Annotated in this window: 11 protein-coding genes; 9 read left to right on the top strand and 2 right to left on the bottom strand. The window is 70.2% G+C overall.

Translation table 11 applies throughout. From position 1 onward, the window contains the following. Nucleotides 1–177: 177 nt before the first annotated feature. From OG214_RS10745 to OG214_RS10710, 8 genes are all read left to right on the top strand, one after another. Nucleotides 178–1,695 (top strand): gamma-aminobutyraldehyde dehydrogenase, encoded by a 1,518-nt coding sequence (locus OG214_RS10745; protein WP_405984621.1) that lies wholly within the window; start codon nt 178–180, stop codon nt 1,693–1,695. 53 nt (nt 1,696–1,748) lie between these two features. Then, nucleotides 1,749–2,996, top strand: a complete 1,248-nt coding sequence (locus tag OG214_RS10740) for a PotD/PotF family extracellular solute-binding protein (RefSeq protein WP_405984620.1) — start codon at nt 1,749–1,751, stop codon at nt 2,994–2,996. Nucleotides 2,997–3,047: 51 nt separating this feature from the next. Beyond that, nucleotides 3,048–4,214, top strand: coding sequence for an ABC transporter ATP-binding protein (locus OG214_RS10735; RefSeq protein ID WP_405984619.1), 1,167 nt, complete (start codon nt 3,048–3,050; stop codon nt 4,212–4,214). Further along, a complete protein-coding gene (locus OG214_RS10730) occupies nt 4,211–5,161 on the top strand; it encodes an ABC transporter permease (RefSeq protein ID WP_363083375.1) in 951 nt (316 codons plus the stop codon). The genes OG214_RS10735 and OG214_RS10730 overlap by 4 nt, the downstream gene beginning before the upstream one ends. Next, entirely contained in the window at nt 5,161–5,976 is an 816-nt protein-coding gene (locus tag OG214_RS10725; RefSeq protein WP_363083374.1) for an ABC transporter permease, read from the top strand. Before OG214_RS10730 ends, OG214_RS10725 begins: the two co-directional genes overlap by 1 nt. Nucleotides 5,977–6,074: 98 nt before the next feature. Continuing rightward, nucleotides 6,075–7,556, top strand: coding sequence for an NAD(P)/FAD-dependent oxidoreductase (locus OG214_RS10720; protein WP_405984618.1), 1,482 nt, complete (start codon nt 6,075–6,077; stop codon nt 7,554–7,556). 195 nt (nt 7,557–7,751) lie between these two features. Further along, complete coding sequence (locus tag OG214_RS10715) at nt 7,752–8,243, top strand: hypothetical protein (protein ID WP_363083372.1); 492 nt, start codon at nt 7,752–7,754, stop codon at nt 8,241–8,243. A gap of 114 nt (nt 8,244–8,357) precedes the next feature. After that, entirely contained in the window at nt 8,358–10,187 is a 1,830-nt protein-coding gene (locus OG214_RS10710) for a chitinase (protein WP_405984617.1), read from the top strand. On the opposite strand, the gene OG214_RS10705 is transcribed toward OG214_RS10710, so the two are convergent. Further along, the gene (locus tag OG214_RS10705; protein WP_405984616.1) at nt 10,141–11,070 is read right to left on the bottom strand and encodes a phosphatase PAP2 family protein; all 930 of its coding nucleotides are present in this window, start codon (nt 11,068–11,070) and stop codon (nt 10,141–10,143) included. The genes OG214_RS10710 and OG214_RS10705 overlap by 47 nt on opposite strands. Before the next feature lie 154 nt (nt 11,071–11,224). Then, nucleotides 11,225–12,559, bottom strand: a complete 1,335-nt coding sequence (gabT, locus tag OG214_RS10700; RefSeq protein WP_382852304.1) for a 4-aminobutyrate--2-oxoglutarate transaminase — start codon at nt 12,557–12,559, stop codon at nt 11,225–11,227. A gap of 344 nt (nt 12,560–12,903) precedes the next feature. On the opposite strand from gabT, the gene OG214_RS10695 reads away from it, so the two are divergent. Next, the gene (locus OG214_RS10695) at nt 12,904–15,054 is read left to right on the top strand and encodes an ATP-binding protein (protein WP_405984615.1); all 2,151 of its coding nucleotides are present in this window, start codon (nt 12,904–12,906) and stop codon (nt 15,052–15,054) included. Nucleotides 15,055–15,156 lie beyond the last annotated feature (102 nt).

Below are 15,156 nucleotides of genomic sequence, written 5' to 3'. Positions count from 1 at the left end.
CTGGCAGCCACCACTGACAGTCCGTATGCCTCCGAGCACCCCGACGCGACACATGGTCGACCGATTCCGTCGCGTAACCAAAAGGCAACAACGGAATCCCTTGTTGAGCAGCATGTGCTCTGTCAGGATCGGCACTCAATTGAAGCCGGAGCTACAACTGGGCCAATGGAGAGCGTCATGACCAACCGCTTCCAGGTGCGGGACCGCTTCGTGGACGGTGCGCAGTTCATCGGCGGGCGGCTCCGGCCGGGCACGTCGGGACGTACCCACGCCGTCGTGAACCCGGCGACGGGCGAGGAGATCCACACATACGAGCTGGCGGGACCGGCCGATGTCGACGCCGCCGTCGCCGCCGCGCTCGGCGCGTTCCCCGGCTGGGCGGGCGCCACCCCCGGCACGCGCTCCGACGCCCTCCACCGCTTCGCCGAGGTCCTCGCGGAACAGGCCGCGGACTTCGCCTACGCCGAGACGCTCCAGTGCGGCAAACCGATCAGACTCTCCACCGAGTTCGACGTGCCCGGCACCGTCGACAACACCGTCTTCTTCGCGGGCGCGGCCCGCCATCTCGACGGCGTCTCGGCCGGTGAGTACAGCGGCGACCACACCTCCTACGTCCGCCGCGAGCCGATCGGTGTCATCGGCTCCATCGCGCCCTGGAACTATCCGCTCCAGATGGCCGCCTGGAAGATCCTCCCGGCCGTCGCCGCGGGCAACACCATCGTGCTGAAGCCCGCCGAGATCACCCCGTTCACCTCGCTGATGTTCGCGCAGGCCGCCCAGCGGGCCGGACTCCCCGACGGTGTGATCAATGTCGTCACCGGCGCGGGCCCCGACGCCGGTGAACATCTCGTCGGCCACCCCGATGTCGTGATGACCTCCTTCACCGGCTCCACCGCCGTCGGCCGGCGCGTCGCCGAGATCGCCACCGCCACCGTCAAGCGACTGCATCTGGAACTCGGCGGCAAGGCCCCCTTCCTCGTCTTCGACGACGCGGACCTGGAAGCGGCGGTGCACGGCGCGGTCGCCGGGTCGCTCATCAACGCCGGCCAGGACTGCACGGCCGCCACCCGCGCCTATGTCCAGCGTCCCCTCTACGACGCCTTTGTCGCCGGGGTCGCCGCGCTGATGGAGACCGTACGCATGGGCGACCCCCTCGACCCGGAGACCGACCTCGGCCCGCTGATCTCCCACGCCCACCGGGACCGGGTCGCCGGCTTCGTCGACCGGGCCCGCCGCCACGCGCGGGTCGTCACCGGCGGCGAGGCGCCCGGAGGGGAGCTCAAGGAGGGCGCGTACTACCGTCCCACGCTCATCGTGGACGCCGCCCAGGAGAGCGAGATCGTCCAGTCCGAGATCTTCGGACCGGTCCTCGTCGTCCTCCCCTTCGACTCCGACGACGAGGGCATCCGCCTCGCCAACGACACCCCGTACGGTCTCGCCGCCTCCGCCTGGAGCCGCGACGTCTACCGCAGCGGTCGCGCGACCCGGGAGATCAAGGCCGGCTGTGTCTGGGTCAACGACCACATTCCGATCATCAGTGAGATGCCCCACGGCGGCTACAAGGCCAGCGGGTTCGGCAAGGACATGTCCGTGTACTCCTTCGAGGAGTACACCCAGGTCAAGCATGTGATGTACGACAACACCGCGGTGGCCAGGAAGGACTGGCACCGCACGATCTTCGGCGACCGCTGTTAGGACCTGGACCGGTCGGTCACCGGTCTTCTCACCCACCCGAAAGGGCACAGCGCATGGAGCAGTACGAGCCCGACCGTCTCTCCGCGGCCCAACTGGCCGCCGTGCGGCGCAGTGTGACCAGCGGCCGGGGCGCCCTCACCCGCCGCTCGATGCTGCGCGCCACCGGCGTCGGCGCGCTCGCGATCGGCGGGCTCGCCGGTCTGAGCGGCTGCGGGATCCCGCCCGCGAAGCGTGAGGACGACGGACCCGCGTCCACCGACCACTCGGCCGAGGAGAAGCGGATCGTCTTCTCCAACTGGACCGAGTACATGGACGTCAGCGAGGACGAGAAGCACTACCCCACGCTGGACGCGTTCACCGAACGCACCGGAATTACGGTCAAGTACACCGCGGACATCAACGACAACGTCGAGTTCTTCGGCAAGATCCGGCCGCAGCTCGCGGCCGGCCAGGACACCGGCCGTGACCTCATATGCGTCACCGACTGGCTCGCCGCCAGGATCATCCGGCTCGGCTGGGCGCAGAAGCTCGACCCGTCGAACCTGCCGCACGCGTACGCCAATCTCTCCCAGCAGTTCCGCTCGCCCGACTGGGATCCGGGCCGTGCCTACAGCTATCCGTGGACCGGGATCCCCACCGTCATCGCCTACAACTCCAGGGCGACTGGCGGACGCGAGATCGAATCGGTTTCCCAGCTCCTGGACGACCCGCAGCTCAAGGGCCGCGTCGCCTTTCTCTCCGAGATGCGGGACACCGTCGGGATGACCCTGCTCGACCAGGGCAAGGACCCGGGGAGCTTCACCGACGACGACTTCGACGCGGCGATCGCCCGGCTCCAGGGCGCCGTCGACAAGAAGCAGATCCGCCGCTTCACCGGCAACGACTACACCGCGGACCTCGACAAGGGCGACATCGCCGCCTGCGTCGCCTGGGCCGGGGATGTCGTCCAGCTCCAGAACGACAACCCCGACGTCAAGTTCGCGATCCCCGAGACCGGTTACATCATCTCCAGCGACAATCTGCTGGTCCCGGCCAAGGCACGGCACAAGACCAACGCCGAGCGGCTTATCGACCACTACTACCAGCCGCCGATCGCCGCCCAGCTCGCCGCGTACATCAACTACGTCTGCCCGGTGGACGGGGTACGCGCCGAACTCACCAAGATCGACAAGTCGATGGCCGACAACACGCTGATCCTCCCGGACGCGGCGATGGCCGCCTCCTCGCACGCCTTCCGCTCGCTGAGCAGCAAGGAAGAGACGGCGTACGAGGAGAAGTTCGCCAAGCTCATCGGCGCGTAGCCGCGCGCCCGCCGCCCGCCCGTCCACCTCTCATCCCCGGGACCGTTACCCATGACAGAGACCGCATCCACCAGCCGGGGCGGCGGCGACGTCCGCCTCACCGGGATCAGCAAGACATACGGATCCTTCCGCGCCGTCGAGCCGCTCGACCTCACCGTGCCCCAGGGCTCCTTCTTCGCCCTCCTCGGCGCGTCGGGCTGCGGCAAGACCACCACGCTGCGGATGATCGCCGGCCTGGAGGAACCGACCACCGGCACGGTCTTCCTCGGGGACACGGATGTCACGGGACTGCCGCCGTACAAGCGCCCGGTCAACACCGTCTTCCAGAGCTACGCGCTCTTCCCGCACCTCGACATCTACGAGAACGTCGCCTTCGGACTGCGCCGCCGCGGGATCAAGTCCGTACGCAAGCAGGTCGGTGAGATGCTCGATCTGGTCCAGCTCGGGGAGTACGCCAAGCGCAAGCCGCACCAGCTCTCCGGCGGCCAGCAGCAGCGTGTCGCCGTCGCCCGCGCGCTGATCAACCACCCGCGGGTCCTGCTGCTCGACGAGCCGCTCGGCGCCCTCGACCTCAAGCTGCGCCGTCAGATGCAGCTCGAACTCAAGCGCATCCAGACCGAGGTCGGCATCACCTTCATCCATGTCACCCACGACCAGGAGGAGGCCATGACCATGGCCGACACGGTCGCGGTGATGAACGCGGGCCGGGTCGAGCAGCTCGGCAGCCCCGCCGATCTCTACGAGAACCCGAACACCACCTTCGTCGCCAACTTCCTCGGCACATCCAATCTCATCGAGGCCGAGATAGCCGGGACCAGCGGCGGTGAGGTGGTGGTCACGGCGGGCGGCGCCAAGCTGCGGCTGCCCGCGGACCGGTGCTCCGCGCCCACCACGAGCGGCGGCAAACTGCTCGTCGGCGTACGGCCCGAGAAGATCTCCCTGGCACACGCGGACGACGCGGGGACCGTCCCCGACGGCCGCAACCGGATCACCGGGCGGATCGCCGACTCCAGCTTCATCGGTGTCTCCACGCAGTATGTGATCGACAGTCCGGTCTGTCCCGGCTTCGAGGTCTACGCGCAGAACATCGAGCGGGACGCCCGTCTCGGTCCCGGCGCCGAGGTCGTACTGCACTGGAACCCGGCACACAGCTTCGGGCTGGACGCCGCCATGGACATCGACGCGGGCACCGGAACCGTGGCCGAGGAGGCCTCGTGACCACCACGCAAGCCCCTCCCGCCGCGCCCACCCCGCCCACTCCGTCCGCCGCCGGGTCCGAGCCGCCGCCGCGCAGGACCTCCACCCGCAAGCGGCTCGTCCCGTACTGGCTGCTGCTGCCCGGCATCCTCTGGCTGCTGGTCTTCTTCGCGCTGCCGATGGTCTACCAGGCCTCGACCTCCGTACAGACCGGCTCCCTGGAGCAGGGCTTCGAGGTCACCTGGCACTTCCAGACCTACTGGGACGCGCTCCAGGAGTACTACCCGCAGTTCCTGCGCTCCCTGCTGTACGCGGGCACCGCCACGGTCCTGTGTCTGCTGCTCGGCTATCCGCTCGCCTATCTCATCGCGTTCAAGGCGGGCCGCTGGCGCAATCTGCTGCTGGTCCTGGTCATCGCGCCGTTCTTCACCAGCTTTCTGATCCGTACGCTCGCCTGGAAGACGATCCTCGCGGACGGCGGCACGGTCGTCGGTCTGCTGGACACCCTCCATGTGCTCGATGTGACGAGCTGGCTCGGCTGGACCGAGGGCAACCGCGTCCTGGCCACACCCATGGCGGTCGTCTGCGGTCTGACGTACAACTTCCTGCCGTTCATGATCCTGCCGCTCTACACCTCGCTGGAGCGTATCGACGGCCGGCTCCACGAGGCGGCGGGCGATCTCTACGCCAGACCGCTGACCACCTTCCGGAAGGTGACGTTCCCGCTCTCCATGCCGGGTGTCGTCTCCGGCACGCTGCTCACCTTCATCCCGGCGAGCGGCGACTACGTCAACGCCGAACTGCTCGGCTCCACCGACACCAAGATGGTCGGCAGCGTCATCCAGACACAGTTCCTGCGGGTCCTCGACTATCCGACGGCCGCCGCGCTCTCCTTCATCCTCATGGCGGTCGTCCTGCTGATGGTCACCGTCTATATCCGCCGCGCAGGGACGGAGGACCTGGTCTGATGGGTGTTCTGACGGATATGACACGCTGGATCCGGCGCAATCTGGTGGTCCTCGCGGGCCTGCTGACGCTCGGCTACATGATCGTCCCCAACCTTGTGGTGATGGTCTTCTCCTTCAACAAGCCGAACGGGCGGTTCAACTACTCCTGGCAGCGTTTCTCCCTGGACGCCTGGAAGGACCCCTGCGGTGTCGCCGATCTGTGCGGCTCGCTGACCCTCTCGCTCCAGATCGCCGCCTGGGCGACGCTCGGTGCCACCGTGCTCGGCACGATGATCGCCTTCGCGCTGGTGCGCTACCGGTTCCGGGCGCGCGGCTCGATCAACTCGCTGATCTTTCTGCCGATGGCCATGCCCGAGGTCGTGATGGCCGCCTCGCTGCTGACGCTCTTCCTCAACCTCGGCGCACAGCTCGGCTTCTGGACCGTTCTCATCGCCCACATCATGTTCTGCCTCAGCTTCGTGGTGACGGCCGTCAAGGCACGGGTCATGTCCATGGACCCACGGCTGGAGGAGGCCGCGCGCGATCTCTACGCGGGGCCCGTGCAGACATTCGTACGCGTCACCCTGCCGATAGCCGCCCCCGGGATCGCGGCGGGCGCGCTGCTCGCCTTCGCGCTCTCCTTCGACGACTTCATCATCACCAACTTCAACGCCGGGTCGACCGTGACCTTCCCCATGTTCGTCTGGGGCTCGGCACAGCGCGGCACACCGGTGCAGATCAATGTCATCGGCACGGCGATGTTCGTCATCGCGGTACTGATGGTGGTCGCCGGCCAGCTCGTCAGCAACCGGCGGAAGAAGACCGCCGCCGTGTGACATCCCGTGGCGCCCCGAGCGCTCCCGCCGGGCCGGCAAGGTCGGCCCGGCGCGGCGGCCGAGGGCGCCACGACCAGGTTACGAAGGAGTTGGAAGACATGGCCCCAGGTGCCATGCGTACTGCCCTGACCTCACTCTCCGACGCACAGCCGGTCCCGTACTGGCTGGACGATTCCGGCAGGCCCGGGGCGCTGCCCGCCCTCACCGGCGACGAACACTGCGATCTCCTTGTCATCGGCGGCGGCTACAGCGGACTGTGGACCGCGCTGCTCGCCAAGGAGCGCGATCCCGGCCGTGATGTCGTACTGATCGAGGGCCACGAGGTGGGCTGGGCCGCCTCGGGCCGCAACGGCGGCTTCTGCTCCGCCTCCCTGACCCATGGCTTCGGCAACGGACTCGCCCGCTGGCCGGGCGAGCTGCGCAGACTGGAGGAGCTCGGCGAGCGCAATCTCGACGCCATCGAGGCGACGGTCGCCCGCTACGGGATCGACTGCGCCTTCGAGCGCACCGGCGAGATCGATGTCGCCACCGAGCCGTACCAGCTCGACGATCTGCGCGCGCTGTACGAGGAGGCGACCGGGCTCGGCTTCACCGGGCTCGAACTGCTCGACAGGGACGCGGTACGGGCCGAAGTCGACTCACCGACCTTTCTCGGCGGGCTGTGGGACCGGCGCGGGGTCGCCATGCTGCATCCGGCCAAGCTCGTCTGGGGTCTCAAACAGGCGTGTCTGGACCTCGGCGTACGGCTCTACGAGAACACCCGCGGGCTGGAACTGGCCCGCGTAGGACGGCGCGCGGGGCCGGCGGGGGCCGGGCCGGCGGGTGCCGGAGCGGCCGGTGCCCGGCGGACCGGTGCCGGGATGGCGGTCCGTACCCCGTACGGCAGGGTCTTCGCACGGCGCGTCGCCCTCGGCACCAATGTCTTCCCGTCGCTGGTCAGACGGGTCCGTCCATACACCGTCCCGGTCTACGACTACGCCCTGATGACCGAGCCGCTGACGGACGGACAGCTCAGCGCGATCGGCTGGAAGAACCGTCAGGGGCTCGGCGACAGCGCCAATCAGTTCCACTACTTCCGGATCACCCCCGACCACCGGATCCTGTGGGGCGGCTACGACGCGGTCTATCCGTACGGCGGACGGCTCAGTGCCGAGCTCGACCACCGTCCGGAGACCTATCTCAAGCTCGCCACGCACTTCTTCGACTGCTTCCCGCAGTTGGCGGGGCTGCGCTTCAGCCATGCCTGGGGCGGTGCGATCGACACCTGCTCGCGCTTCTCGGCCTTCTTCGGCACGGCGTACGACGGTCAGGTCGCGTACGCGGCCGGATACACCGGTCTCGGTGTCGGGGCGACCCGGTTCGGCGGTGAGGTGATGCTCGATCTCCTGGCGGGTGAGCGCACCGAGCGCACGGAGCTGGAGATGGTACGGAGCAAGCCGCTGCCGTTCCCGCCCGAGCCGGCCGCCTGGGCCGGGATCGGCCTCACCAAGTGGTCGCTGGCGCGCGCGGACGCCCGGGGCGGCCGCCGCAATGCCTGGCTGCGCACGATGGACCGGCTGGGTCTCGGCTTCGACAGCTAGGCGCGCTCTCCGGCCGATCAGTCCTACCCGTCACCCCCGTCACCGGCGGCCGATGCCCGGCAGCGGTCCGGGTCTTTGTGGTGTGAGTCAGATCACTGGCAAGTAGTCGTCCGAACCCGCGTCATCCACCGGCGCCATCCGTGTCTCGCCTCCTGTGGACACACTGTCCAACAATACGGATGGGAGGCCGGGCTTATGACTGGCTCGGGGGCACAAGGCGCGGTGGAGTGGCTGGCATCGGTGGCACCGGATCCCGAGGCCTGCCGGTGGGAGTGGGAGCGCAACCCGCTCGGGATCGCTCTCCTGCCCGCCGGCCGGCGCTGGGACGTACTGATCCTCCCCGGCGATCTCGGCTATCCGACGCTCGACGTGCTGACCAGGCTCGTCGACCGTCCCGGACCGGTTCTCGCCGACTTCGGCGACTCCCGGATGGGCTTCTTCGTACCGCCGGGGACGGCCGCGCGCTGGCTCGGTACGGGCGTACGGGGCGCAGGCCGCGGCACCTGGATCGTCGTCCCGTACCCGGGGCGGGCGAGCGGCGGGATGCGCTGGCTGATCCCGCCGGACGGCGCGGGCACCCTCACCGACCCGTCGCTGCTCGAACTGGCGATGCACGAGGCGGCGGCCGGGATGGCGGACAGGCCCGGTGACGCGGCCGAGGGGGACCGGGAGGACGACGGGCGGTGAGCGGGCGGGGCGCGGGGCGGGCGCAGTGGTGTCAGAGGTCTTGACCAAACAATTGGTCTGGACCATGCTGTGCGCGCCCCGCCACGTCAACTCCCCCCATGCCCGGAGGCATTTGTGGAACGATCCAGACGTCCGGCTCTCTACCCCAGACTGGTGGCCGCCCTCGCGGCCGCCGTCCTCACCGCGAGCGGACTCGTCGCCGCCGCGCAGACGGCGCGTGCCGCCGACGCGGACATCGCCCGTAACGGAAACTTCGAGTCCGGTCTCAGCGGCTGGAGCTGTACGGCCGGCAGCGGCGCCGTCGTCTCCACACCCGTGCACGGCGGCGGCGGCGCGCTCAAGGGGACCCCGGCGGGCAGCGACAACGCCAAGTGCTCCCAGACGGTCGCGGTCCAGCCGAACTCCGCGTACACGCTGAGCGCGTGGGTCCAGGGCAGCTATGTCTACCTCGGCGCGTCCGGGACCGGTACGACCGATGTCTCGACCTGGACGCCGTCCGCGCCGGGCTGGCAGCAGCTCACCACCAGTTTCCGCACCGGGCCGAGCACCAGCTCGGTGACCGTCTACACCCATGGCTGGTACGGCACCCCCGCCTACTACGCCGACGATCTCACCCTGGTGGGCCCCGGCGGCACCCCCGCCCAGCCTCCGGCCGTCCCCACCGGCCTGAGGGCGGGCTCGGTCACCTCCTCCTCCGTCGCCCTCTCCTGGTCGCCCGTCACCGGCGCCACCGGCTACACCGTCTACCGGGGCGGCACCAAGGCCCTCGACGTCAGCGGCACCTCGGCGACCGTCACCGGGCTCAGCCCGTCCACGGCGTACAGCTTCCAGGTCGCAGCGACCAACGCCGCCGGGACGTCGGCCCTCTCATCGGCCGTCAGCGCCACCACGTCCGCCACCGGCGGCGGGGGAGACGGAGGAGGCGGGGGCCTGCCCGCCCATGCCCTCGTCGGTTATCTGCACTCCAGCTTCGCCAACGGCTCCGGCTATACGCGGATGGCGGATGTGCCGGCCTCGTGGGATGTCATCAACCTCGCCTTCGGCGAGCCCACGTCGGTCACCTCCGGCGACATACGGTTCGGCCTCTGCCCGGTCGCCGAGTGCCCGAACGTCGAGTCGGCGGCCGAGTTCAAGGCCGCCATCAAGGCCAAGCAGGCCGCCGGCAAGAAGGTCCTGATCTCCATCGGCGGCGCCAACGGCCAGGTCCAGCTCGCCACCACCGCCGCCCGTGACACCTTTGTCTCCTCGGTCTCCAGGATCATCGACGAGTACGGTCTGAACGGTCTGGACATCGACTTCGAGGGCCACTCGCTCTCGCTGAACACCGGTGACACCGACTTCCGCAGCCCCACCACCCCGGTCATCGTCAATCTGATCTCCGCGATCAAGACCCTCAAGGCCAAGTACGGCGCGGGCTTCGTCCTGACGATGGCGCCCGAGACCTTCTTCGTACAGCTCGGGTACCAGTACTACGGATCCGGCCCCTGGGGCGGCCAGGACCCGCGCGCCGGGGCCTACCTCCCGGTGATCCACGCCCTCCGGGACGATCTCACCCTGCTCCATGTCCAGGACTACAACTCGGGCTCGATCATGGGGCTGGACAACCAGTACCACTCGATGGGCGGCGCCGACTTCCATATCGCCATGACCGACATGCTGCTCACCGGCTTCCCGGTGGCCGGTGACACCTCGAAGGTCTTCCCGGCGCTGCGCCCCGACCAGGTGGCCATCGGCCTCCCGGCCTCGACCCAGGCGGGCAACGGACACACCTCGCCCGCCGAGGTCAACAAGGCGCTGAACTGTCTGACGAAGAAGACCGACTGCGGTTCCTACCAGACCCATGGCACCTGGCCCGCGCTGCGCGGACTGATGACCTGGTCGATCAACTGGGACCGCTTCAACCAGTGGGAGTTCTCCCGGAACTTCGACGCGTACTTCGGCTGAGAGCGGACGGCCGCCCGCTGAGACCGGGCGGTCCGACCGCGCGGAACGTCCGCTCCAGGGCCAGGAGCAGCGTTCCGCACAGCGCCAGGCTGCCGAGGACGTCCAGCGGCCAGTGGTAGCCGCGCAGTACGAGACCGATGCCCGTCGCCAGGGTGAGCACGACGGCGACGGGCATCGGCCAGTTCCGCCGGGTGTACGGCGCGAGAAGCAGCGCCGCGCCGCCGTACGCCACCATCGCCGTCGCCGTGTGCCCGGAGGGGTAGTAGCCGGTCGCGTCGGTCAGCGGTCCCTGCCGGTCGGTCAGGATCTTGAGCGGTACGACCAGCGCGGGGACGGCGGCCATGGCGATCCCGGCGGCCAGGGCCCGTGCGCGCTGCCCGCGCCACACGGCGTATCCGATCGCCAGGGCCAGTACGGGGAGCGCCACCGGCATGGCGCCGAGGTCCGCGAGGAGTTCCGTCAGAGGTGTGGGCCCTTGGCGGGCGAGCGCCCGGCCGAGCCGTTCATCGGCGTCGCGCAGCGGTCCGCCCGCGGCGGCCTGCCAGGTCAGAAGCGGGAAGAGGAGCGCGCAGAGCGCGAAGGCCAGGACCCTGGGGGACCGGAGGAACCCGAAGGGTCCGGGAGATTTGGGTGCGCCGGGGGATCCGGGGGATCCGGGGAGAAAAGCCGGCCGCCCCGGAACAGGGGGGGTAGTTCCGGGGCGGCCGTCCGTATCGGTGTACCGCACGCCCCGGGGGGTTTGGGGCGGGCGGCCGTCCGATCGGCAAGGAGTTCCAGAGCCTGAATCTCCAGTGGTGTGCGCGAAGGCACGACCAAAGCGGGGCTGGGGACGCTCCGCTCCGGTGTCGCCCGCAGTCCCCTGCGAGCGGGGTGTTTCTCTCATCTGCGGAAACCGTACGGCAGGGCGGCGAGGACCGACAGCCGGAAACGGGTCCCGCCATCGCCCTCGCACACCTTCTTCACAGGCCCTCACCGATGGCCCCGGCGGGTTCCCCGGATGCCCGACCGGGCTTTCCGCAGGGCCCCGAGCGGGTTCCTCAGAGGGCGGAGAACGCCTGCTCGACGATGTCCAGGCCCTCGTTCAGCAGGTCCTCGCCGATCACCAGGGGCGGCAGGAAGCGCAGCACATTGCCGTAGGTGCCACAGGTCAGGACCACCAGTCCCGCCAGATGGCAGGCCTTGGCGAGCGCGGCGGTCGACTCGGGGTCCGGCTCCTTGGTGGCGCGGTCCTTGACCAGCTCGACCGCGATCATCGCGCCCCGGCCCCGGATGTCGCCGATGATGTCGTACTTCTCGCTCAGGGCGGAGAGCCGGCCCTTCATGACGGACTCGATGTGCCGGGCCTTCGAGACGAGGTCCAGCTCCTTCATCGTCTCGATGGCGCCGAGCGCGGCGGCGCAGGCCACCGGGTTGCCGCCGTACGTACCGCCGAGGCCGCCCGAGTGCGCGGCGTCCATGATCTCGGCGCGGCCGGTCACGGCGGCGAGCGGGAGACCGCCCGCGATGCCCTTGGCGGTGGTGATCAGATCCGGGACGACGCCCTCGTCCTCGCAGGCGAACCACTGGCCGGTACGGCAGAAGCCGGACTGGATCTCATCGGCCACGAACACGATCCCGTTGTCCTCGGCGAACTTCGCCAGCGCGGGGAGGAAGCCCTTGGCGGGCTCGATGAAACCGCCCTCGCCGAGCAGCGGCTCGATGACGATCGCGGCGACGTTGCCGGCCCCGATCTGCTTGCTGATCTGGTCGATGGCCTGGGCGGACGCCTCGGGGCCGCAGTTCTCGGGGCCGGTGGGCCAGCGGTAGCCGTAGGCGACCGGCACCCGGTAGATCTCCGGCGCGAACGGTCCGAAGCCGTTCTTGTACGGCATGTTCTTCGCCGTCAGGGCCATCGTGAGGTTCGTACGCCCGTGGTAGCCGTGGTCGAAGACCACGACCGCCTGGCGCCCGGTGTACGAACGGGCGATCTTGACGGCGTTCTCGACGGCTTCCGCGCCCGAGTTGAACAGGGCGGACTTCTTCGCGTGGTCGCCGGGGGTCAGCTCGGCGAGCCGTTCACAGACCTCGACGTACCCCTCGTACGGCGTGACCATGAAACAGGTGTGGGTGAAGTCCGCGAGCTGGGCGGAGGCACGGCGTACGACGGCCTCGGCGGAGGCGCCCACGGAGGTCACGGCGATACCGGAACCGAAGTCGATCAGCCGGTTGCCGTCCACGTCCTCGACGATTCCACCGCCGGCGCGGGCGGCGAAGACGGGCAGCACGGACCCCACACCGCCGGCGACCGAGGCGGTACGGCGGGCCTGCAGCTCCCGCGACTTCGGCCCGGGAATGGCGGTGACGAGGCGGCGCTCCTGCGGGATGGCGGTCATGAGGGGCTCCTGGGGGTGTTTTGGGGGTCTTTCTTCGCAGGCTAGGGGCGGGGGAGGGGTGCGGGCATGCGCCGTTCGGTAGTAGTGGGGGCGTGTCGTTGTCCGGGACGGACAGAGAGCGGTCCGAGAGCGAGCCAGGGAGAGGCCGGAGAGAGATCCAGGCAGAGATACGGAAAGCCCCCGGGGAGAGACGGACACGGAGGCCGGCGCGGCCGGGGCGGGGAGCGCGCCAACACCCCTGCGTACACGGGACGGTGGGCCAGCCGCCGAATAGGCGGCGGTGGCAATACATTGAGCGGATACAGCACGGCGGACGGCGGACTGCACAGGGGGCAGGGGTACGGATGGACACCGACGGCACGCACGACTCACGGGGCACACGCGCCAACCCCGTGCCGCGCCCGGCAGGGCCGCCGCCCATGCCACCGGCCACGCCACCGCCCATGCCGCCCCCGCCGTCCTCGGCGCCCTTCGAGACGGCGCCGCCGCCCGCGCCCGGCCACGCGCCCGACGCCGGTCCGACCCTGCGGGAGTGGCTGCTCGTCCCGCGTACGCCGGACGCCCCGGGGACCTGGGCCTATGGACACCGGCCGCGCCCCCCGGAGGAGCCGGAGCGCACGCCGGTACGGCAGCTCGTCAGCGGAGCGCTGATCTCGCTGCTGGCGGGGATGCTGCTCTGGTCGCTGCTGTGGAACGGCTACCTCGGCGGGTTCTGGCTCTGGCCGATGTATCTCCTCACCCCCGACTCCTGGTGGGCCGGAACGCCGGAAGGCGCCACCGCCCAGAACATCTACAACGCGCTGGTCATCGGCGGTCTCCTCGTCGTCTTCGGTCGCCTCGGCCGCTGGCCCGAGCTGGCCCGCCGCGTGCTGGGCCGCGGTCCCGGGGCCGGGTCCGCCACGGCCGCCCCCGCGCCGCCCGAGCCCGAGGACGATCTCGCCGAGTGGCCCGAGCTGAGAGCGGCCGGACTGGGCGAGATCGCCGTGCGCCTCGCGTCCGAGGCGCGCGACGGGCGCATGAGCGATGTCGACTACGCCCGTATCCGCCGCGCCTGGCACTCCGTACGGGCCGATCCCTCACGGCTCACCGCGTTCGCCGAGGCCGTGCGCGGGAAGGGGGCGGGCGCCTGTGTCCACCCCTCGGGCAAGCGCGATCTGCCCATACGCGCCGCCCGCCACGATCTGCTCGTACGGCAGGTCAGGATCGGTACGGTCCACGACGGGGAGCGGAATCCGTATCCCCGGCGGGGTACCGGTCTCGCGCTCGACCCGGTGCTCCTGGGGACCTCGCTGCTCGCCGTCGGTCCGCCCGGGGCGGGCAAGACGCACGCGCTCGTCCGGCCCGTCGTCGAGTCGCTCTCGCTCCAGGCGCTCGCGGGCCAGGCCGCCGTCATCGTCGTCTGCGCCTCCGGCACCCAGCTCGGCCCCGACGGCGCCTATGACGTCGTGGTCCGGCTCGGTGATCCCGACTCGGTGTACGACCTCGATCTGTACGGGGGCACCACGGACCCGGACGAGGCCGCCGTCGTGCTCGCCGAGGGTCTCGTCGGCGATCTGACGGACACCGACAGCCGACGGGCCACCACCGCGCTCGCGCAACTTCTCGGCCCCTTCCGGGCCGCGCACGGCCGGCTGCCCGCCGTACCGGAACTGCGTGAGCTGCTCGACGGTTCGCCCGCCGCCGTGGCCGACCTGCGGGAGCGGCTCGACGCCGAGGGGCAGCACGCCATGCGGCGTGAGCTGGAAGCGCGCGAGCGGCAGTCGGGCGCGCCCGGCGACCCGGGGCGTGCGCTCGCCGACCGGGTCGCGCTGCTCGACCGGCCCGCCTTCGCGGGCTTCTTCGACACCACCGGCAGGACCAGGCCGTTCTCGCTGCGCACCCTGGAGCATCCGCTGCGGGTCCGTATCGAGCTGCCCGAGCGCGGGCACGCCGAGGCCTCGCGGATGCTGGCCCGGCTGATACTGGCCCAGTTCACCGCCAACGCGGCGGTCCGGGGCGACCGCTCCCTCTTCGCCTGCCTCGTCCTGGACGACGCGACCCGCACCCTCACCGCCGAGACCCTGCGGGGCGTACAGCGGCTGCGCTCGGCGAACGCGGGCGCGGTGCTCACCCTGCGCACGCTCGACGACGTGCCCGAGGCGCTGCACACCGCGCTGCTCGGGGCCGTCGGCTGCCGGATGGCCTTCTCCGGGATCACCACCTGGGACGGCAAGCGCTTCGCCGAGGCGTGGGGTACGGAGTGGGTGGAGACCCGCGATGTCACCCAGCGGACGGTCTTCGCCGATCAGCCGCTGACCCGGGCCATCCACGCGTTCCGGAAGCTGGTCACCGGCAAGGCCGTGACGACGGACGCGGTGACCGTGCGGAAGGTCGAGCGGGAGCGCTGGTCCGCCTCGGAGCTGGCGCACTCGGTACCGGCCGGGCACGCGGTGCTGTCGCTGCGGACGGTGGGCGGCGAGTACGCGCCGCCGCTGCTGGTGGACCTGAGGAGCTGAGGAGCTGAGCTGAGAAGCCGAGCTACCCGATGGCCGCCCGGTGGGACAACCTGGCAGAATCGAGGCACGCCGTTCATACAGGACGTCGTAGACGCCGTCGTC

The organism is Streptomyces sp. NBC_00872 (genome assembly GCF_045161915.1).
Taxonomy (GTDB): Bacteria; Actinomycetota; Actinomycetes; order Streptomycetales; family Streptomycetaceae; genus Streptomyces.
The sequence above is the reverse complement of the archived record's forward strand: the minus strand, read 5'-3'. Positions and strand labels throughout refer to the sequence as shown.